The sequence below is a fragment of the Microbacterium sp. No. 7 genome (genome assembly GCF_001314225.1).
GTDB lineage: Bacteria > Actinomycetota > Actinomycetes > Actinomycetales > Microbacteriaceae > Microbacterium.
In genome coordinates, this window is record NZ_CP012697.1 from 3,951,472 (window position 1) to 3,970,618 (window position 19,147).

A 19,147-nucleotide genomic window follows, 5' to 3' on the forward strand; every position below is an offset into this window, starting at 1 on the left:
GCCGCTATCCCACGGCAACGTGCTGTCCGTGCGGCCCGTGCTGTCCGGGCGCGCCCGGCGCGCCGACGGCGACCCGCTGCCAGCGTGCGCCGATGCCGTGCCCCACGTGCACGACGCGATAGTGCGGACCGCGCCACCACGGCGCCGCGTCGGTGTCGCCGCGCTGCCCGAACGAGTAGAGCACCTCGGCGAGCTGGCCCGTGAGCGCGGCCTCGATCTCCTGCGCGCCGATGCCGGCGCCCGAGTCGTCCTTCTGGAAGAAGTACGAGTGCCCCAGCCGCGCGTCGGGGCCGATGCGGTGCTCCAGCCGCGCGTTCGCGGCCGAGTACGCGTCGACGAGCGTGCGCAGGGTCGCCGCGTAGTCGGCGTCGAACTCGCCCTCGATCGCGGCGCGCAGCTCGTCGGCGCCGAGCGGCTCGACCGTGAGCCACTGGAAGCGACGGCGCAGGGCGAGGTCGATCGTGCCCGTCGAGCGGTCGGTCGTGTTCATCGTGCCGAGCACGTGCAGGTTGTCGGGCACGACGAGGTACGAGAACGCGCGGTCGCCCGCGAGCGCGGCCAGCCGCGAGCCCGTCGGCGCGACGATCGGCGTCTGCAGCCGCACCGTGGGATAGGGCTCGGCCATGTCGGCCTTGCTCGCGAACAGCGCAGACCGCAGCACGGCGCCGCCCTCGGCCGCGTCGGAGAGCTCGCTGGATGCCGCGGCGCGCGGCGCACGGGCACGCTTGCTCGCCTCCAGCGGCAGCAGCAGGTCGCCGAGCACGCGCGCCGTGTTCGCGCGGTTGATCTCGTCGATGAACAGCAGATAGCCGTTGTCGGGGTCCTCCGCGGCGCGCTGGCACAGCTCGACGAACACGCCCGCGACGCCCTCGAAGCCGCCGTCGCGGCGCGGGCGCAGCCCGCACACGAAGTCCTCGTACGAGGTCGACGGGTGGAACACCACGACCTCGTCGTGCCCCGCGTAGGGGGCGACCGCCGCGGCGCGGCGCGACGTGCCGACGAGCGCCTCGAGCAGGTGCGACTTGCCGGAGCCCGCGACGCCCTCGACGACGACGTTCTTGTGGCGCTCGAGCAGCCGCTCGACCTCGCGCGAGAGCGCGCTGCCGCCCTGCGGCGCGTCGTCGTCGGCGTCGACGGGACGGCGCGTGAAGCTCTTCGCGACGATCACGAGGCTGTCGTGGTCGAACTCCTGCAGCCACTGCGCGTACGCGGGATCGACCTCGAACCGGCCGCGGACGTTGTCGGGGTCCTGCGCCCAGCGGAACAGCCGCCACAGCGACGCGAGCACGCCCGGCAGCGCGGCGCGGCTGCCGTCGCCCCAGTCGGCGTCCGGGTCGTCGTAGCGGCGGGCGACGTCCTCGCGCGCCTTCGTGGGCAGCCCCTGGAACACGCGCCGCAGCACCGCGTTGACGACCGATCCCGGCTCGCGCAGCTCCTGCCCGATCACGTGCGCCGCGCCGCCGCCGAGCATCACGGCGACGTAGCGCTTGTGCGACATCTGCTCCGCGGGCAGGTCCTCGCGGTCGGCGTCCGCGTACTCGGCGTGCACCGAGACGGCGCCGCCGGCATCCACGGAGCCCACGACGACGAAGCCGTCGTGCGCGTCACGATCGAACGAGACGTCACGGAGGAACTCCGGACGCTGCTGTCGGACCAGTTCGAGTGCCTGTAACGCCCTGCTCGAAAATGTCACTCTGCTATCTTCCCCCCGTTTTGACGCCCGCGGCGACCGCCGCGGGCCCGCCGTCGGCGCCGGCGGTCAGCGCCGCAGCTCCACGCGCTCGATCGTCGCCTCGTCGAGCGCGGCCGCGTCGATCTCGACGCCGATCCCCACCCCCGTGGGCACGCGCACCCGGCCGTCTTCGAGAACGATCGGCTCCGTCACGATATCGCGTGCGTAGAACCTGTTCGACGCCGACACGTCGCCGGGCAGCGTGAAACCCGGCAGCGCGGCGAGCGCGGCGTTCGCCGCGCGCCCGATGCCGGTCTCCAGCATGCCCCCGCACCACACCGGCACGCCCGCCTCGCGGCACAGGTCGTGGATGCGCACGGCCTCGAGGTATCCGCCGACCCGGCCCGCCTTGATGTTGACGACGGATGCCGCGTTCAGCGCGAGCGCGTCGCGGGCCGCCTTGAGCGACGTGATCGACTCGTCGAGGCACACGGGCGTGCGCAGCCGCCGCGCGAGCGTCGCGTGGTCGACGATGTCGTCCTCCTGCAGCGGCTGCTCGATGAGCAGCAGGCCGAAGCGGTCGAGCTCGGCGAGCGTGTCGGCGTCGGCGAGCGTGTACGCGGAGTTCGCGTCGACCTGCAGCGGGATGTCGCCGAACGCCGCGCGCACGGCGGCGGTGTCGGCGACGTCGCGGCCGGGCTTGATCTTGATCTTGATGCGCACGTAGCCCTCGTCGAGGTAGCCGCGCACGACGTCGACGAGCGCCGCCGGATCGCGCTGGATGCCGACGCTCACCCCGCTCGGGATCGTCTCGTGCACCGCCCCCAGGTGGGCGGCGAGCGAGCGCCCCGCGGCGCGCAGCGACGCGTCGAGCACGGCGAGCTCGAGCCCCGCCTTGACCATGCGGTGGCCCACGAACGGCTCCAGCACGCCCGCGACCGCCTCGGGCCGGAGCAGGCCGGACGCGGGCGTGCCGCGCTCGAGCAGCGCGGGGACCAGGAAGCGCTGCGCGACGTCCCATGCGCCGTGCGTGTACTCGCTGGAGTACAGCGGCGCGTGCTGCGTCACGATCTCGCCCCAGCCGTCGCCGTCGGCGGTGCGCGCCCGCACGACGATGACCTCGCGCACCGTCTCGGTGCCGAACGACGTGGTGAACGGGGCGACGAGCGGCAGGTGCAGCACGCGCAGCTCGACGGCCTGCAGTGCGACGGGCGGAAGCGCGGATGCGGTCATGGCGTCATGCCCTCCCGTGCGGGGGCCGGCTCGGGGGCGCTGTGAACAGGTAGCCGCGCTCACGGTCGAAGCCGCGCACGACGAGGCCCCGCGCGCCGAGCTCCAGGAACCGCTCGCGCACCTCGCGCCGCCAGCGCACGGCATCCGACGGCGCCGTCCGGCGGATGGCCTCGATGTCGCCCGGCACGGCGACGGATGCCACGACCTCGGCCGGCTCGGGATCGCGCGGCCGCGCGGCGGCCACGGCCCACGTGACGAACAGGCGGTCGGTCTCGTCGCCGCTGTTGGCGGCGTCGGCCATCTGCCCGTAGTGGTCGACGAGGTACTCGGTCACGGTCGCGCCCAGCACCGCGAGGTTGAAGTGCGCGTTGCGGGCCACGAGCGGATCGAAGGTCCAGGTGATCCGTCCCACCGACCGGGCGAGGGCCCACTGCCGCTGGTGCTCCTTGAGCACGCGCCCGAGGCCCCGGGCACGGTGCTCGGGCAGCACGGCCGTGACGTGCGAGTGCATCGACCGCGCCGCGGGCTCGGCGAAGAACGCGGCCGAGGCGCCGACCATCCGGTCGCCGTCGTACAGGCCGACGACGTAGTTGCCGGTGTGCGCGAGCGCGCGCAGCAGGTTCGGCGGCATCCCTCCGTCGTCCCCGCCCCAGTACGCGGCGAGCACCCGGCCGGCCTCGACCAGCTGGTCCATGGTCTCCAGCGGCCTCGCCTCGATACCCGCGGGGGCCTCGCCGTGCGCCGTCATGAGCACCACGGTATCGTGCGCCGCGCCCGCCACTGTCGGAAACGATAACCTGGGCATGTGATGGCGGACGATCCCCCTGACGAGCAACGAGCGCGCAGACGGCTGACCCGGATGCCGCCGCAGGGGGCCATCGTCGCGGTGCTCGCGATCGCCGGCCTCTCGTCGTCGTTCATGTTCACGCTCGTCGTGCCGATCCAGGCTCGGCTCCCCGAGCTCCTGCACGCGAGCCGGGAGGACACCGCGTGGGTCGTCACCGCGACGCTGCTCGCGGCCGCGGTCATGACGCCCATCTCGGGCCGGCTCGGCGACATGTACGGCAAGCGTCGCGTCGTGCTGGCGCTCGTCGCGACGCTCGTCCTCGGCTCGGTCATCGCGGCGCTGTCCGGGGAGATGATCGGCCTCATCGTCGGCCGCACGCTGCAGGGCGCCGTGACGGGCGTCATCCCCCTCGGCATCTCGATCCTGCGCGACGTGCTGCACCACGACCGCGTCGAGTCGGCGATCGCCCTCATCAGCGCGACGCTCGGCGTCGGCGGCGCGATCGGGCTGCCGATCAGCGCCTTCGTCACGGAGTACACCGACTGGCACGCGCTGTTCTGGCTGTCGGCCGGCATCGGCGTCGTCGTGTTCGTGCTCGTGCTGTGGATCGTTCCCGTCAGCGTGCTGCGCACCGGCGGGCGCTTCGACGGGGTCGGCGCCATCGGCCTCGCGATCGGCCTCACCGGCGTGCTGCTCGCGATCTCGCGCGGCAACGAGTGGGGATGGACCTCGCCCATCGTGCTCGCGTGCGGACTGGGCGGCATCGCGGTGCTGCTCGTCTGGGGCTGGTACGAGCTGCGCATCGACGCGCCCCTGCTCAACCTGCGCGTCGCGGTGCGCCGGCCCGTGCTGCTGACCAACCTGGCGTCCATCGCGATGGGCTTCGCGCTGTTCGCGTCGAACGTGTCCTACCCGCAGCTGCTCGAGCTGCCGCCGCCGATGGGTCTGGGGCTCTCGCTCATCGCGACGAGCTTCGTCATCATGCCGTCGGGCCTCGTGATGATGCTGCTGTCGCCGTACTCGGGCCACCTCTCCCGCACGGTCGGCCCGCGCCGCCTGCTCATCTTCGGCGCCGTCGCCCTCATCGCCGCCTACTCGTTCAGCCTCGTGCTGTCGACCGAGGTGTGGCACATGCTCGTCGCCAACATCCTGATCGGCATCGGCATCGGCTTCGGCTACGCGGCCATGCCGATGCTCATCATGCGCTCCGTGCCGCAGAGCGAGACGGGCGCCTCGAACGGCCTCAACGCGCTCTGCCGCTCGCTCGGCACGAGCGCGGCGGCCGCCGCCGTCGGCGCGACGCTCGCCACCCTCTCGACGACCCAGGGCGGCGTGCAGGTGCCGACGCACGCCGCGTTCCAGCTCACCTTCGTGTTCGGCGGCGCGGCCGCCCTGATCGCGCTGATCATCGCCGCCTTCATCCCCGCCCGCCCCGTCGGGGAGGCGCACCCCTCGCTGCCGGAGTGAGGGGCGGCGCCGGACGGCGCCGTTCCGGGACGACCGGGGACCGACGGCGACGACGCGCCGCACGTCGCCCGTTCCGCGCTCCGGCACGCGAGGCCGTCGCGCCGGACGCGAGCGGTCATGCTCTTACCGAGAACGATGCCGTTCCCGGAGAGGAGCCCTGCGTTGAACGATGTCGACATCAGCGCCGTCACCCAGATCGCACGGCACGCGCGCGTCCACGGCGAGAGCGTGGCGGTCGTGTACGAGGACCGCGAGGTCACCTATCGCGAGCTGCTGACCCTCAGCGGCCGGTTCGCCGCCGGACTGCGCGCCGACGGCGTCGGGCCGGGCGACCGCGTCGCCTACGCCGGGCTGAACAGCCTCACCTTCCTCGTCACCTGCTTCGCCTCGATCTGGGTCGGCGCCGCGTTCCTTCCCCTGAACTTCCGGCTGGCCGGCCCCGAGGTGAGGGCGGTCCTCGAGGACGCGCGGCCCGACGTGCTCGTCGCCGAGCCGATGCAGGCGGCGACCGTCGGCGCGGCGCTCGACGAGCTCTCCATCCGTCACGCGCTGCTGGTCGACGACGACCCGCTCGTGCAGCACGCCGAGCCCGAGGGCCCGTGGGAGCCGTTCTCCGCCTTCCGCGACCGCCACGGATCGATCCCGCCCCACCTGCCGCAGACCGCCCACGACCTCGCGGCCCTGCTGTACACCTCGGGGACGACCGGCCGCGCGAAGGGGGTCATGCTCACGCACGGCAACCTCTGGTGGAACTGGGTCAACGTCGACTCCGTCGTCGACACGCGCGCAGGCGACGTCAGCCTCGCCGTCGCGCCGCTGTTCCACATCGGGGGGTTCAACGCCCTCTCCCTGCGCACGATCACGCGCGGCGGGACCCTCGTCGTGCGTCGCACGTTCGATCCCGCCCAGGCTCTCGACGATCTCGTCTCCCGCCGGGTCAACAGCATGTTCCTCGTGCCCGCCATGCTCGCCGGCATCCAGCGCCAGCCCGGGTTCGGCGACGCCGACCTGTCGGCGCTGCGCTCCACGATCGTGGCCGGGGCGCCCGTGCCGCCCGCGCTCATCGCCACCTACGCGCAGAAGGGCGTCTCCCTGCAGCAGGCGTGGGGACTCACCGAGACGGCGCCGTTCTCGACGTACCTGGAGGCCGCGAAGACCACCGAGAAGCTCGGCTCGTGCGGCATCCCCATGCCCTACACGCGCGTGCGCGTGGTCGACCCTGTGACGCTGCAGGATGCCGAGAAGGGGCACACGGGCGAGTTCTGGGTGCACGGGCCGAACGTGTCGCGCGGCTACTGGAACAACCCCGAGGCGACCGCGGCGGTCTTCACGCCGGACGGCTGGTTCCGCACGGGCGACCTCGGCTACGCCGACGAGGACGGGTACCTCTACATCGTCGACCGCCTCAAGGACATGATCATCTCCGGCGGCGAGAACGTGTACCCGGCCGAGATCGAGAACGTGCTCAACGCGCACCCGCTCGTCGCCGACGTCGCCGTCGTCGGCGTGCCCGACGAGAAGTGGGGCGAGGCGGTGTGCGCCGTCGTGACGTTCGACGGCGCCGAGCTGACGCTCGACGAGGTGCGCGCCTACCTGGGCGCCCACCTCGCCCGCTACAAGCTCCCCACCCGTCTCGTCGTGCAGGCCGACATCCCGCGCAACGGCGCCGGCAAGCTCGACAAGCCCCTCATCCGGGCGCTCGTGCACGAGCTGGAGTCGGCGCGGATATCCACCGTCGCGACACCGCCGTTCACCGAGACGGTCCGCGTCCCCTCCGAGAAATCCTGAAAGGAACCGCAGGCACATGGCCAAGCTCTCCGACCGATACGATCCGGGCCCGCAGGTCGCCCAGTGCGGCGCGATCAACCTGGGCACCAGGGACCTGGAGAAGTCATTGCACTTCTTCGGCGATCTGCTGGGCATGGAGGTGGTCCTCCGCGACGGGGACACCGCCTACCTGCGCGGCTTCCAGGAGCTCACCCACCACTCGCTCGTGCTGCGTCAGCAGGACGAGGACATCGTCAACTCCTTCAGCTTCCGCGTGAAGCGCCCGCAGGACGTCGAGCTGTTCGCCGAGGAGTTCGCGCGCCAGGAGATCGAGACCGTCGAGGTCGCCGCGGGCGCCGAGGCGGGCCGCGGCACCGCGGTGCGCTTCCTCGTGCCCGGCAGCGAGCACCCCTTCGAGCTGTACTACGACATCGACAAGCCGCAGGCCCCCGAGGAGATCCGCTCGAAGCTGCCCAGCAACAGCTCCAAGCGTCGCGGCCTGGGCGTGCGCCGCATCGATCACTTCAACGTGCAGACCACGCGCGAGACCATCAACCAGGCCGAGCAGTGGGTCCGCGACAACCTCGGCTTCCAGCGCCGCGAGTACGCGCTGCACCGCGACGACACGACCGTGCTCGCGTCGTGGATGTCGGTCACGCCGCAGGTGCACGACCTCGCGATGGTCGCGAACGCGTTCGGCAAGAAGAGCCAGCTGCACCACGTCGCCTTCAACCTGCAGGACTTCTCGGACGTGCTCACCGCCGCCGACGTCCTGCGCGACTACGACGTCACGTTCGACCTGGGCCCCGGCAAGCACGGCATCGGGCAGGCCATGTACCTCTACGTGAACGACCCGGGCTCGGGCCACCGCGTCGAGATCTACGCGGGCGGCTACCTGATCTTCGATCCCGACTGGGAGCCGATCAAGTGGGAGCGGGAGAGCTTCCCCGACGGGCTCACGTGGTACGGCGACCCGTTCCTGTTCGAGGGCACCGCCCGCAGCCTCGAGACGACCCCGTCGGCGGGCCTGAGATAGCCCGCCCCGACCGCGATCGGCCGGCTCCGCCTCACGCGGCCCCGGCCGATCGCACGTTCGTGACGAGACGCGAGGCGGCCAGGCAGACGCGGCGCAGCATCGGCTCGTAGTTCGCGACGTGGAAGCTCGCCGCGTCGCCCGAGATCGAGATCGCCGCGACCGGCGCGCCGCCGCGGCCCAGGACGGGGGCCGCGACGCACGCCAGCGTGTCGAGCGACTCGCCGCGGTCGACGGCGACGCCGTCGCGACGGGCCCGCCACAGCTCGCGGGAGAGCGCCTCCTCCTCGACGATCGTGTTCGCGGTCCAGGCGTGCCGCGGGCTGCGCAGCGTCGCCTCGATCGCCTCGGCGTCGTGGGAGAGCAGGATCTTGCCGACGGCGGTGCAGTACGCCGGCATGTGCCCGCCGATGCGGCTCGGGGTGCGCAGACGCTGATGGCCCTCGAGCTTGTTGAGGTAGATGACGTGCGAGCCGCTCAGCACGGCCAGCTGCACGGTCATGTGGGTCGCCTCGTACAGGTCGGCGAGAAAGGGGGTCAGCAGGTCTCGCACGCGGTCCTGCCCGGGCGTGCTCGCCTGGGCGCCCAGCTCCTGCACGACCCGGCCGAGACGGTACGCCGTGCCGGCCCGTTCGACGACGCCGTTGCGCTCGAGCATGCCGAGCAGGCGAAAGGTCGTCGACTTGCTCAGGCCGGCTCGGCGCGCCAGCTCGCTGACCCCCAGGCCGAGATGCGCGTCGCCGCCGAACGCCCTGAGGACGCTGACCGCCTTGTCGACCGCGGTGCGCTCGTCGCGGCCGCGCCGTTCCGTTCCCTCCATCGCCGTGCTCCCATCCGCGTTGATGTCGGCGTGCATCGCCGAGCGGGTCCTCGGCGATGCGTCGTTGCTGACAGTGTGAGGCGCGCATCCTCGATCGACAACGCGGCAGGTATGCTGAAACAGACGATCTCCGCTCGGAAGGAGCGTTCCGCCTGATGGCCTCTCGCGACATCATCTCCCGCAATGTCAAGCGTTTCCGAGAGGAACGGGAGCTCTCGATGGGTGCCCTCGCACGGCGGTCCGGTCTAGCGAAACAGACGATCGCCGCCCTCGAGTCGGGGGACAGCAACCCCACCGTGGAGACGCTGGACCGGCTCGCGGACGCGCTCGAGGTGAGCGCACGCGCCCTCATGACCGAGCTGGGCACCGAGATCCTCGTCAACCGCGGCGGCGCGGCCCGCTGGCAGCAGCAGGGCGGCATCGACCTGCGGCCGCTCGATCAGGCCTTCGGCTCCGGCTACGTCATCAACGCCGTGCTGCGGCTGGAGGCGGCCCGCGGGCCCTTCCGGCCGCGCGTCCGCGGCCGCGGCTCGCTGCGGCACTGCTACGTGCTCGACGGCGCCGTCCTCCTCGGGCCCGAGCAGAGCCCCGTGGCGGCGCAGACCGGCGACTTCGTGCGCTTCCCCGCCGACGCCGCCGGCACGTTCGAGGCGATCAGCCCCGTCGCGCTCGTCTTCGTCTGCACGACGGCGCCCCAGCTGTCGATGACGGGCGCCGACCGAGCGATCTAGGCACGCCCGTCGGTCAGGTCGACGACGATCTTGCCGAGCACGTCTCCGGCGAGCAGCCGGCGGAAGCCGTCGGGGATCTCATCGAAACGGATCGTCTCGGCCACGGGGCGGATGCCGGTGGTGTCGAGCATCCGCAGGAGCGACTCGAACTCGGCGCGCGTGCAGCCCGTCGAGCCGACGATGCGCAGCTGCTGGTAGAAGACGCGCTGCAGCTCGGCGGGAGGCATGCCTCCGCTCGTCGCGCCCGCGATGACGACCGTGCCGCCGGGCCGCAGCGCCCGCAGGGAGTGCCCCCACGTCGCCGCGCCCACCGTCTCGACGACGACGTCGACCCGTTCGGGCAGGCGAGCGCCGGGCTCGAGCACCTCGACCGCGCCGCGCTCCCGTGCGAAGCGGCGCTTGTCGTCGGTGCGGGCCGTCGCATAGACGCGCGCGCCGGCCGCCGCCGCGAGCGCGATCGCGGCGCTCCCCACGCCGCCGCTCCCGCCCTGCACGAGCACGCGATCGCCGGCCGTGAGACCCGCGCGCGTGAACAGCATGCGATACGCCGTGCCCCACGCGACCCCGAGGCACGCGGCCTCCGCGAAGCTCAGCGACGCCGGCTTGGGCACCACGAGCGCATCGGGGACGAGCAGCAGATCGGCGAGCGTGCCGTCGATGGTCTCCGACAGCAGCGCCCGCCGCGGATCGAGCGTGACGTCGCCGCCGCCGCGTGCGGCGTCGCCCATGACGGGATGGATGACGACCTCCCGCCCGTCGTCGGTCACGCCCGCGGCATCGCAGCCGAGCACGACGGGCAGGCGCTCGGCGGGATGGCCCACCCCGCGCAGCGTCCACGTGTCGTGCGGGTTGAGCGAGGCCGCGTGCACGCGGACCCGCGTCCACCCCGCGCGGGGCTCGGGATCGGGCACCTCGGTGAGACGGAGCCCCCGGATCGGGTCCTCGGCGTCCTGGGCGATGGCGACAGCAGCTCGCATGTGTTCCTCCGCCTACGATCCTGCGCCCGTCGACGCCGCGTCCGACGCGTCGTGCCGCCGTCCGGCACGACGCGTCGCGCGCCGGCGGCGCATGGCCGACCATGACGGGGTGACCACCGACATCGCCCGCGACCACACGGCGCTCGCCGCGATCGCCGACGCCCTCCGCGCCGCAGAGATCGCGCGCACGCCGATCGCACCGCCCTCGCAGACCTGGCCGGGACTGACCGTGGAGGACGCCTACGCCGTCCAGCGCATCGGCGTCCGGCGCCGCGTCGAGGCGGGAGAGCGCATCGTGGGCCGCAAGATCGGGCTCACCTCCCTCCCCATGCAGCAGCAGCTCGGCGTCGACCAGCCCGACTTCGGGGCCGTCACCGACCGCATGGTGCTCGCGAACGGCGGCGCCCTCGACGTCTCAGCCCTCATCGCGCCGCGCGTGGAGGCGGAGTTCGCCTTCCGCATCGGGAGAGACCTGCCGGTCTCGCCCTCCCCGACCGCGCTGGAGGACGCGATCGACGGCGTCGCCCTCGCCCTGGAGATCATCGACTCCCGCGTCGCCGACTGGCGGATCACGCTCGTCGACACGGTCGCCGACAACGCGTCGAGCGCCCGCATCGTGCACGGCGACGTCGTGCCGGCCACGTCGCGGCTGCGGCGGGAGCTGCCCGGCACCGTCATCACCCTCGTCCGCGACGGCGAGGAAGCGTGCTCGGGCCCCGGATCGGCCGTGCTCGGCGACCCCCTCCACGCGCTGCACTGGCTCGCGAAGGCCATCGGCGCGTACGGCGACCGCTTCCTGGCCGGCGACGTCGTCCTCGCCGGCGCGGTCGCGGCATCCGTCCCGCTCGTCCCGGGCGCGCGGTGGACCGCGCACGCCGACGGCCTCCCCCCGGTCTCCCTCACCTCGACATCACAAGGAAGCGAGGCATCCCGATGACCATCACCCGACTGCCGAGCACGCACGAAGGCGAGCGTCCGGCGTTCCCGACCGGCGACCTCTGCCGACCCGCCGAGCTCGCGCCCGCGATCGACGTCTCCGGTCTCGTCGACGCGGCCAACGGCCTCATCGACCGTTCGGTGTTCACCGACCAGCGCCTCTACCGGCAGGAGCTGGCACGCGTCTTCGCGCCGAGCTGGCTCTTCCTCGGACACGTCGAGCAGCTGAAGAGGCCCGGCGACTTCTTCACGACGTACATGGGCGAGGACCCCGTCATCGTCACGAAGGACAAGTCCGGCCGCATCCGCGCGTTCCTCAACTCCTGCCGTCACCGCGGCGCCCGCGTGCTGCGCGCCGACTACGGCGCGACGCGCGCCTTCACCTGCACCTACCACGGCTGGTCCTTCGACCTCGAGGGCAAGCTCATCAGCGTGCCGAACGAGGACGGCTACCCCGGCAGCACCTGGGACCGCTCGCAGTGGGGCCTCGTCGAGGTCGCACAGCTCGACACCGTGCTGGGCCTCGTCTTCGCGACGTGGAACCCCGAGGCGCCGCCCCTGCTCGAGCAGCTGGGCGACATGAAGTACTACATGGAGGCCTTCCTCGACCGCGACTCCGAGGGCACGACGATCGTCGGCGGCATCACCAAGTGGGTGCTCAAGGGCAACTGGAAGCTCGCCGCCGAGCAGTTCGGCACCGACTGGTACCACGTCAACATGTCGCACGCGTCGGCGCTCATGGTGCTCTCCCCCACGGGCAAGGGGCCCAAGGCCGAGATCGCGAACACCCCCGGCCGCCAGTACTCCGACGAGCGGGGCAACGGCACGGGGTTCCCCACCCACCCCAAGAGCCGCTTCGACGCGCAGCCGGTGCACGAGTTCTACGACTACGAGGCGCTGCGCGAACGGCTCGGCCAGGCCCGCGTCGAAGGCCCCCTCACGACGGGGCACGCGACGGTCTTCCCGAACTTCTCGTACCTGCCCGTCAACGGCTCGATCCGGGTCTGGCACCCCAAGGGTCCCGACGAGATGGAGGTGTGGGCCTGGACGGTGCTCGACGCGTCGATGCCCGAAGAGGTGCGCACCGCGCAGCGGCTGTACAACCTGCGCACGTTCGGCCCCTCCGGCATCTTCGAGCAGGACGACGGGGAGAACTGGAGCGAGGTGCAGGCCATCTCGCACGGCTGGCGCACCAACACGGTGCCGCTGAACTACCAGATGGGACTGGGCGGCGAGCGCGAGGACGGCGTGTACCCCGGGTCGACGAGCGAGCTCTACAGCGACGCCGCCGGCCGCCGGTTCTACGCGCGCTGGGCCGAGCTCATGAACACCCCCGCCTGGCACGAGGAGCAGCGATGAGCGACGGGATCTTCGTGGCGGAGGCGGCGGACATCCCCGAGGGGGAGGCGATCAGGATCGACGCGGCCGTCACCGGCACGGTCGACGACATCGCCGTCTTCAACGACGGCGGCGAGTTCTTCGCCCTCGACGACACCTGCACCCACGAGACCGCCTCCCTCGCCGAGGGCTGGATCGAGGACGGCGTCGTCGAGTGCCCTCTGCACGCGGGCAAGTTCTGCCTGAGGGACGGGTCGGTGCAGTCGATGCCGGCGACGGTCGACGTCGCCTGCCACCGCGTCATCCTGGACGGCGACAGGATCCTCGTCGTCCCCAACCCCGAACGGCTCGCGCCATGAGCGCGCCTCGCGAGGCCGGGCGCGTCGTGATCGTCGGCGGAGGGCTGGCCGGCTACAGCGCCGCGGAGAGGCTGCGCGCCCTCGGCCACGACGGTCCCCTCACGATCGTCGATCCAGAGCCCGCGGCCTATGACCGGCCTCCGCTGAGCAAAGACCTCTTCTCGGAGACGTTCTCGCTGACGCGCCTCTCGTTCGCGAACGAGGACGAGCTCGCCGAGCTGCGGATCGACGCGCTGTTCGGCCGTGCCGCGACGGCGCTCGACCCCGAGACCCTGGCGGTGACCCTCGACGACGGCACGGTCCTCCCCGCCGACACCGTCCTGATCGCCACGGGAGGACGCGGCCGTGCCCTGCGCGTCCCGGGCGCCGACCTGCCGGGCGTGCAGCTGCTGCGCACCTATGACGACGCCGCGGCACTGCGCGCGGGCGTGCGCGCGGGCTCCCGCGTCGTCGTGGTCGGCGCGGGGCTCATCGGCGCCGAGCTCGCCTCGGCGCTGCATGCCACGGGCGCCACGGTCACCCTCGTCGACCCGGTGGAGGTGCCGCTCGCGCCCGCCGTCGGCGAGATCCTCGCCCGCCGCCTGCACGACATGCACGCCGCGCGCGGCATCGAGGTCGTCGTCGGCGTCACGGCCGCGATCGAGGCCGACGTCGACGGCCTCTCCGTCGTCCTCGACGACGGAGGCCGGCATCCGGCCGACCTCGTCGTCGTCGGCATCGGCATCGTCCCCGAGACCGGGCTGGCCGAGAGCGCCGGCATCGAGGTGGACGGCGGCATCGTCGTCACGCCGCGCCACGAGACCTCCGCTCCCGGCGTCTACGCGGCGGGCGACGTCGCCCGCCTCCGCGACGACGACGGCACGCTGCACCGCCGCGAGGAGCATTGGGAGGCCGCCCAGCTGGGCGGCCAGCACGCCGCCTGCGCCATCCTGGGCCTGGAGCCGCCGGAGCGCGGCGCCTCGTGGTTCTGGTCCGACCGCCACGGGGTGCACCTGGAGGCCACCGGCCGGCTCACCGGCCCCGGCGAGATCGTCGTCCGGGAGGGCGGCGAGCACCCCGCCGTGTTCCTCGTCGAGGACGGGATGCTGGCGGGGGCCGCCGCCGTCGACGACAACAACACGGTGCGCGCGGCCCGGCGCCTCATCGACCGTCGCGTGCCCGTGACGCCCCGGGAGCTCGCCGACCCCGGCGTGTCGCTGCGCACGCTCCTGCGCGCCGCACGATGACCGCCGACCGTGCCGACGGCCGGAACGACCGGTTGAAGGCGCCCGAGACACGAAGTGGGATGAAGCCATGTCCGACAGCTTCCTGAACCCGGCGACGCTCAACGGGGCGACATCGGTGTCGCCCGGCATCCTCGACGACGAGATCGACGGGATGCGTCTCGCCGACATCACGACGCACTTCGAGGTGGGCCAGTTCTACTGCCTCGAGGCGGAGTTCCTCGACGACGGCCGCTTCGCCGACTGGCTCGAGATGCTCGCCGACGATCTGCACTACTGGGCGCCCACGCGCACCAACCGGCTGCGCCGCCAGCAGGCGCTCGCGATATCGGCACCGGGCGAGGCGGCCTTCTACGACGAGACGAAGGAGTCGCTGGCGTGGCGCATCCGCCGGTACGACTCGGGGATGGCCTGGGCGGAGGACCCGCCCAGCCGCACGCGCCACCTCGTCTCCAACGTCTCCGTGCGCGAGCGCAGCGACGGCCTGCTCCAGGCGCGCAGCGCCTTCCTCGTCTACCGCAACCGACTGCACACCGAGACCGACATCTACGCCGGAGGCCGCACCGACGTGCTCCGCCGCACCGGCGCGCACGGCTTCGAGGTGGTCAAGCGCACGCTCCTGTTCGAGCAGAACGTGCTGCAGATGAAGAACATCAGCACGTTCTTCTGAGCCCTCCCCGACACGAACGGAAGACCATGGCTGCCACAGCACTCCACACCCGCACCGTCGCGACGACGCTCGGCGACATCGCCGTGACGATCGTCGGCGAGGGCGAGCCCCTCGTGCTCCTGCACGGGGGCGGCCCCGGCGCAAGCGCGCTCGCGAACTACCGCGACAACCTCGAGGCGTTCGCCGGATTCCAGGTGATCCTCCCCGACCAGCCGGGCTTCGGCGGCAGCTACCGGCCGACCGAGGCCGATCTCGCCGAGCGCTCCATCACCGAGATCACCGTCGACGCCCTCTACCAGGCGCTCGACGCCCTCGGCATCGAACGCTTCCACCTGCTCGGCAACTCGCTGGGCGGCGCGGCGGCGCTGGGCATGGCGATCGCTCAGCCCGACCGGGTGACCCGGCTCGTGCTCATGGCGCCCGGCGGCGGCTGGCTCCCCTCGGGCCCCACGCCCACCGAGGGCCAGAAGGAGATGTTCCGCTACTACAACGGCGAGGGCCCCACGGTCGCGAAGATGAAGAGCTTCGTGCGCACGATGGTCGCGAACCCCCGGCTGTTCGACGACGCGAGCATCCGGGCCCGCTACGAGGCGTCGCTCGACGAGAGCCACATCGCGTTCTACCACCTCTACAACGCGGCCTTCGCCACGCGCGGCGGCATGGACCCTCTGTGGAAGGACCTCGACCGGATCACGGCCCCGACCCTGCTGCTGTGGGGACGCGACGACCGCACGATCACGCTCGACGGCGCCTGGATCATGCTGAGGAACATCCGCCGCGTGCAGCTGCACGTGTTCGGCGGATGCGGCCACTGGGTGCAGGTCGAGAAGAAGCGCGACTTCGAGCGGCTCGTGAGCGATTTCCTGAGCGGTCCGGCGTGACCGGCTGGCTGGAGGGCGACGTCGCCCTCGTGACGGGGGGCGGCTCGGGCATCGGACGCGCCGTCGCGCTGCGCTTCCTCCGGGAGGGCGCGGCCGGCGTCGCGGTGTTCGGACGCGACCTCGACCGGCTGCGCACGGTCGCCGAGGCGGCGGGCCACGACGCCTCGCGTCTGCTGCCGGTCCCGGGCGACGTGCGCTCGGTCGACGACCTGCAGGAGGCCGTGGCGACGACCGTCGCACGCTTCGGCAGACTCGACGTGCTGGTGCCCAACGCCGGCATCTGGGACTTCAACCGGTCGATCAGCGGGACGACGCCGCAGGAGATCTCGGCGATCTACGACGAGCTGTTCGACATCAACGTCAAGGGCTATCTGCTCACGGTGTCGGTCGCGTGGCCCGAGCTCGTCAAGACGAGGGGGAGCATCGTCATGACGCTCTCCAACGCCGCGTTCTACCCGGCGGGCGGCGGGCCCGTGTACACGGCCGCCAAGCACGCCGCGCGCGGGCTCGTGACGCAGCTCGCCTACGAGCTGGCCCCCAAGGTGCGCGTCAACGGCGTCGCGATCGGCGGCCTGCGCACCGACCTGCGCGGGCCGGCGTCGGCGGGGCTGGCCGGCCGTTCCATCGAGCAGTCCTTCGCGAGGCGCGAGGGGACCGGCCCCAACATGTGGCTGCCGCTGCACGACGCGAGCACGGATCCCGACGACTCGACCGGACCGTACGTGCTCCTGGCCTCGCGGCGCGAGGCGGGCGTCATCACGGGCGCCGTCCTCAACGCCGACGGCGGGATCGGCGTGCGCGGCTTCGCGACGGCGGCGGGAGGAGACGACCTGTGAGCGCACACGACATCGCCGCGACGCTGCCCAGCGGCCTGGACGCGGTCTTCGAGACGAGGGATGCCGCGGGCGCGGCCACGCGGATCGGCGTACGGCACGCCCGCGCCGGCGAGCTCGTCGACGCCTACCCGGCGGGGACCCACGACCGCGAGCTGCTGGTCGAGGGGCGGCCCGCCCCCGCCGAGCTCGCACGTGTCGCGGCCGACGTGCTGGCGGCCGACGAGCGGTGCCGTCGCGTCGTGATCGCGGTCGCCGAGGGCGACCTCGGCGCGATCGGCTGGGCCGAAGACGGCGGCTTCCGCTTCGTCGTCGACGTCGAGACGCGCAGCGGCGGGTTCTCGCTGCTCGTGACCGAGCCCGACTGGGTGCTCGCGCAGCCGCACATCCTCGACGAGATCCCCCTGAAGGAGTAGGAATGGCCAAGACGAAGGTCGCCATCATCGGGCCGGGCAACATCGGCACCGATCTGATGCTCAAGATCATCCGGCTCTCGGACGTGCTCGAGATGGGCGTCATGGTGGGCATCGACCCCACCTCGGACGGGCTCGCCCGGGCGTCGCGTCTCGGCTTCGAGACGACGCACGAGGGCGTCGAGGGTCTCGTCGCGAGCCCGCAGTTCGACGAGATCGGGGTCGTGTTCGACGCGACGAGCGCGTCGGCCCACAAGAAGAACGCCGAAAGACTGCTGCCCCTCGGAAAGCGGCTCGTCGACCTGACGCCCGCGGCGATCGGCCCCTACGTCGTGCCCGCCGTGAACCTCGGAGAGCACCTCGACGCGCAGGACGTCAACATGGTGACCTGCGGCGGACAGGCGACGATCCCGATCGTGGCGGCGATCTCGGAGGTGACGCCTGTGCTCTACGGCGAGATCGTTGCGTCGATCGCCTCGAAGTCGGCGGGCCCGGGGACGCGGGCGAACATCGACGAGTTCACCGAGACGACGTCGGCCGCGATCGAGGCCGTGGGGGGTGCCGCGCGGGGCAAGGCGATCATCGTGCTGAACCCGGCGGAGCCGCCCATGATCATGCGCGACACCGTGCAGGTGCTGACCGCGAGGCTCGACGAGCAGGCGCGCACCGCGATCGCCGACGCCGTGCAGGCGCGGGTGGAGCAGGTCGCGGAGTACGTGCCCGGCTACCGGCTCAAGCAGGCCGTGCAGTTCAGCGACGAGGACGCGGAGCTCGACGCCCTCGTGCCGGCGGACCGGGTCCTCCCAGGGGGCTACACGCGCGTGAGCGTGTTCCTCGAGGTGGAGGGCGCGGCGATGTACCTGCCCGCGTACGCGGGCAACCTCGACATCATGACCAGCGCCGCGCTGAGGGCCGCGGAACGGCTCGTGCTGGCGGCGCGCGAGAAGGAGACGGCGGCATGACGACGGTGTACCTGCAGGATGTGACGCTGCGCGACGGCATGCATGCGATCCGGCACCGGATCACCCCCGAGAAGGTCGCGGAGATCGCCGGCGCCCTGGACCGGGCCGGCGTCGACGCCATCGAGGTCGCGCACGGAGACGGCCTCGCCGGCTCGTCGCTCACCTACGGCCCCGGATCGCACACCGACGAGGAGTGGATCGAGGCGGCCGCGGGAGCGATCGAGCACGCGGTGCTGACGACCCTGATCCTGCCCGGGATCGGCACGCTGCACGAGCTGAGGCGGGCGTTCGATCTGGGCGTGCGCTCGGTACGGGTCGCCACGCACTCGACCGAGGCCGATGTGGCCGCCCAGCACATCGCGGCGGCCCGCGAGTGGGGCATGGACGTGTCGGGCTTCCTCATGATGAGCCATCTGACCGATGCCGCCGCCCTCGCGCAGCAGGCGAAGCTCATGGAGTCCTATGGCGCGCACTGCGTGTACGTGACCGACTCGGCCGGCAGGCTCACCCTCGACGGCGTCCGCGAGCGCGTGCGCGCCTACCGCGACGTGCTCGACCCCCGCACCCAGATCGGCATCCACGCGCACCAGAACCTGTCGCTCGCGGTCGCGAACTCCGTCGTGGCCGTGGAGGAGGGCGCCCACCGGGTCGACGCATCGCTCGCGGGCCACGGCGCGGGTGCGGGGAACACCCCCATCGAGCCGTTCGTCGCCGTCGCCAGGCTTCAGGGGTGGGACGTCGGCGCCGACCTGTTCGCGCTGCAGGATGCCGCGGACGACCTCATCCGGCCGCTCCACGACCGTCCCGTGCAGGTCGACCGCGAGACGCTGTCGGTCGGCTACGCAGGGGCGTACTCGAGCTTCCTGCGGCATGCCGAACGCGCCGCGCGCCGCTACGGGCTCGACGCCCGCGACATCCTCGTCGAGGTCGGCAGCCGCAAGCTCATCGGCGGCCAGGAGGACATGATCACCGACGTCGCCCTCGACCTCGTCGCCGCCCGGGGCTGACGCGGCCCTCCCGGCCGCCCCCGCCCCCGACCGCCGCC

Annotated in this window: 19 protein-coding genes; 14 read left to right on the plus strand and 5 right to left on the minus strand. The window is 72.4% G+C overall.

What is annotated here, in order from left to right:
• Positions 1 to 4: 4 nt before the first annotated feature.
• From AOA12_RS18260 to AOA12_RS18270, 3 genes are all read right to left on the minus strand, one after another.
• Complete coding sequence (locus tag AOA12_RS18260) at positions 5 to 1,693, minus strand: AAA family ATPase (RefSeq protein WP_156366576.1); 1,689 nt, start codon at positions 1,691 to 1,693, stop codon at positions 5 to 7.
• Positions 1,694 to 1,759: 66 nt separating this feature from the next.
• The gene (menC, locus tag AOA12_RS18265) at positions 1,760 to 2,905 is read right to left on the minus strand and encodes an o-succinylbenzoate synthase (protein WP_054686105.1); all 1,146 of its coding nucleotides are present in this window, start codon (positions 2,903 to 2,905) and stop codon (positions 1,760 to 1,762) included.
• 4 nt (positions 2,906 to 2,909) lie between these two features.
• The gene (locus AOA12_RS18270) at positions 2,910 to 3,653 is read right to left on the minus strand and encodes a GNAT family N-acetyltransferase (protein WP_054687219.1); all 744 of its coding nucleotides are present in this window, start codon (positions 3,651 to 3,653) and stop codon (positions 2,910 to 2,912) included.
• A 111-nt stretch (positions 3,654 to 3,764) separates the two neighbouring features.
• On the opposite strand from AOA12_RS18270, the gene AOA12_RS18275 reads away from it, so the two are divergent.
• The 3 genes from AOA12_RS18275 (at position 3,765) to AOA12_RS18285 (ending at position 7,962) form a co-directional block, all read left to right on the plus strand.
• On the plus strand, positions 3,765 to 5,159 hold the full coding sequence (locus AOA12_RS18275; protein WP_054686109.1) for an MFS transporter: 1,395 nt from the start codon (positions 3,765 to 3,767) through the stop codon (positions 5,157 to 5,159).
• Between the two features lie 162 nt (positions 5,160 to 5,321).
• Entirely contained in the window at positions 5,322 to 6,947 is a 1,626-nt protein-coding gene (locus tag AOA12_RS18280; protein WP_197280982.1) for an acyl-CoA synthetase, read from the plus strand.
• Positions 6,948 to 6,963: 16 nt separating this feature from the next.
• On the plus strand, positions 6,964 to 7,962 hold the full coding sequence (locus tag AOA12_RS18285) for a VOC family protein (RefSeq protein ID WP_054686117.1): 999 nt from the start codon (positions 6,964 to 6,966) through the stop codon (positions 7,960 to 7,962).
• Between the two features lie 31 nt (positions 7,963 to 7,993).
• On the opposite strand, the gene AOA12_RS18290 is transcribed toward AOA12_RS18285, so the two are convergent.
• Positions 7,994 to 8,815, minus strand: coding sequence for an IclR family transcriptional regulator (locus AOA12_RS18290; protein WP_231637124.1), 822 nt, complete (start codon positions 8,813 to 8,815; stop codon positions 7,994 to 7,996).
• A gap of 119 nt (positions 8,816 to 8,934) precedes the next feature.
• Between AOA12_RS18290 and AOA12_RS18295 the strand changes: the two genes are divergently transcribed.
• On the plus strand, positions 8,935 to 9,510 hold the full coding sequence (locus AOA12_RS18295; protein ID WP_054686121.1) for an XRE family transcriptional regulator: 576 nt from the start codon (positions 8,935 to 8,937) through the stop codon (positions 9,508 to 9,510).
• On the opposite strand, the gene AOA12_RS18300 is transcribed toward AOA12_RS18295, so the two are convergent.
• Positions 9,507 to 10,487, minus strand: coding sequence for a zinc-binding dehydrogenase (locus tag AOA12_RS18300; protein WP_054686123.1), 981 nt, complete (start codon positions 10,485 to 10,487; stop codon positions 9,507 to 9,509). The genes AOA12_RS18295 and AOA12_RS18300 overlap by 4 nt on opposite strands.
• On the opposite strand from AOA12_RS18300, the gene AOA12_RS18305 reads away from it, so the two are divergent.
• From AOA12_RS18305 to dmpG, 10 genes are all read left to right on the plus strand, one after another.
• On the plus strand, positions 10,486 to 11,424 hold the full coding sequence (locus tag AOA12_RS18305; RefSeq protein ID WP_231637125.1) for a 2-keto-4-pentenoate hydratase: 939 nt from the start codon (positions 10,486 to 10,488) through the stop codon (positions 11,422 to 11,424). The two genes, AOA12_RS18300 and AOA12_RS18305, sit on opposite strands and share 2 nt — an antisense overlap.
• Entirely contained in the window at positions 11,421 to 12,782 is a 1,362-nt protein-coding gene (locus AOA12_RS18310) for an SRPBCC family protein (protein WP_054686130.1), read from the plus strand. Before AOA12_RS18305 ends, AOA12_RS18310 begins: the two co-directional genes overlap by 4 nt.
• Positions 12,779 to 13,120, plus strand: a complete 342-nt coding sequence (locus AOA12_RS18315; protein ID WP_054686133.1) for a bifunctional 3-phenylpropionate/cinnamic acid dioxygenase ferredoxin subunit — start codon at positions 12,779 to 12,781, stop codon at positions 13,118 to 13,120. The genes AOA12_RS18310 and AOA12_RS18315 overlap by 4 nt, the downstream gene beginning before the upstream one ends.
• A complete protein-coding gene (locus AOA12_RS18320) occupies positions 13,117 to 14,346 on the plus strand; it encodes an NAD(P)/FAD-dependent oxidoreductase (protein ID WP_054686136.1) in 1,230 nt (409 codons plus the stop codon). Before AOA12_RS18315 ends, AOA12_RS18320 begins: the two co-directional genes overlap by 4 nt.
• Before the next feature lie 67 nt (positions 14,347 to 14,413).
• Entirely contained in the window at positions 14,414 to 15,013 is a 600-nt protein-coding gene (locus AOA12_RS18325) for an aromatic-ring-hydroxylating dioxygenase subunit beta (protein WP_231637126.1), read from the plus strand.
• Positions 15,014 to 15,039: 26 nt separating this feature from the next.
• A complete protein-coding gene (locus AOA12_RS18330; protein ID WP_054686139.1) occupies positions 15,040 to 15,894 on the plus strand; it encodes an alpha/beta fold hydrolase in 855 nt (284 codons plus the stop codon).
• Complete coding sequence (locus AOA12_RS18335) at positions 15,891 to 16,730, plus strand: SDR family NAD(P)-dependent oxidoreductase (protein WP_054686142.1); 840 nt, start codon at positions 15,891 to 15,893, stop codon at positions 16,728 to 16,730. The genes AOA12_RS18330 and AOA12_RS18335 overlap by 4 nt, the downstream gene beginning before the upstream one ends.
• Positions 16,727 to 17,143 (plus strand): hypothetical protein, encoded by a 417-nt coding sequence (locus AOA12_RS18340; RefSeq protein WP_054686145.1) that lies wholly within the window; start codon positions 16,727 to 16,729, stop codon positions 17,141 to 17,143. Before AOA12_RS18335 ends, AOA12_RS18340 begins: the two co-directional genes overlap by 4 nt.
• A gap of 2 nt (positions 17,144 to 17,145) precedes the next feature.
• Positions 17,146 to 18,102, plus strand: a complete 957-nt coding sequence (locus AOA12_RS18345; protein WP_054686148.1) for an acetaldehyde dehydrogenase (acetylating) — start codon at positions 17,146 to 17,148, stop codon at positions 18,100 to 18,102.
• Positions 18,099 to 19,109, plus strand: coding sequence for a 4-hydroxy-2-oxovalerate aldolase (dmpG, locus tag AOA12_RS18350; RefSeq protein WP_054686151.1), 1,011 nt, complete (start codon positions 18,099 to 18,101; stop codon positions 19,107 to 19,109). Before AOA12_RS18345 ends, dmpG begins: the two co-directional genes overlap by 4 nt.
• Positions 19,110 to 19,147: the final 38 nt, after the last annotated feature.

Bases quoted from the DNA above. Each gene is read 5' to 3' on its own strand.
- AOA12_RS18285 (WP_054686117.1), top strand. From the start codon at position 6,964: ATGGCCAAGCTCTCCGACCGATACGATCCGGGCCCGCAGGTCGCCCAG.
- AOA12_RS18345 (WP_054686148.1), top strand. From the start codon at position 17,146: ATGGCCAAGACGAAGGTCGCCATCATCGGGCCGGGCAACATCGGCACC.
- AOA12_RS18325 (WP_231637126.1), top strand. From the start codon at position 14,414: ATGTCCGACAGCTTCCTGAACCCGGCGACGCTCAACGGGGCGACATCG.
- AOA12_RS18305 (WP_231637125.1), top strand. From the start codon at position 10,486: ATGTGTTCCTCCGCCTACGATCCTGCGCCCGTCGACGCCGCGTCCGAC.
- AOA12_RS18270 (WP_054687219.1), bottom strand. From the start codon at position 3,653: ATGACGGCGCACGGCGAGGCCCCCGCGGGTATCGAGGCGAGGCCGCTG.
- AOA12_RS18295 (WP_054686121.1), top strand. From the start codon at position 8,935: ATGGCCTCTCGCGACATCATCTCCCGCAATGTCAAGCGTTTCCGAGAG.
- menC (WP_054686105.1), bottom strand. From the start codon at position 2,905: ATGACCGCATCCGCGCTTCCGCCCGTCGCACTGCAGGCCGTCGAGCTG.
- AOA12_RS18330 (WP_054686139.1), top strand. From the start codon at position 15,040: ATGGCTGCCACAGCACTCCACACCCGCACCGTCGCGACGACGCTCGGC.
- dmpG (WP_054686151.1), top strand. From the start codon at position 18,099: ATGACGACGGTGTACCTGCAGGATGTGACGCTGCGCGACGGCATGCAT.
- AOA12_RS18275 (WP_054686109.1), top strand. From the start codon at position 3,765: ATGCCGCCGCAGGGGGCCATCGTCGCGGTGCTCGCGATCGCCGGCCTC.
- AOA12_RS18320 (WP_054686136.1), top strand. From the start codon at position 13,117: ATGAGCGCGCCTCGCGAGGCCGGGCGCGTCGTGATCGTCGGCGGAGGG.
- AOA12_RS18300 (WP_054686123.1), bottom strand. From the start codon at position 10,487: ATGCGAGCTGCTGTCGCCATCGCCCAGGACGCCGAGGACCCGATCCGG.
- AOA12_RS18310 (WP_054686130.1), top strand. From the start codon at position 11,421: ATGACCATCACCCGACTGCCGAGCACGCACGAAGGCGAGCGTCCGGCG.
- AOA12_RS18290 (WP_231637124.1), bottom strand. From the start codon at position 8,815: ATGCACGCCGACATCAACGCGGATGGGAGCACGGCGATGGAGGGAACG.
- AOA12_RS18315 (WP_054686133.1), top strand. From the start codon at position 12,779: ATGAGCGACGGGATCTTCGTGGCGGAGGCGGCGGACATCCCCGAGGGG.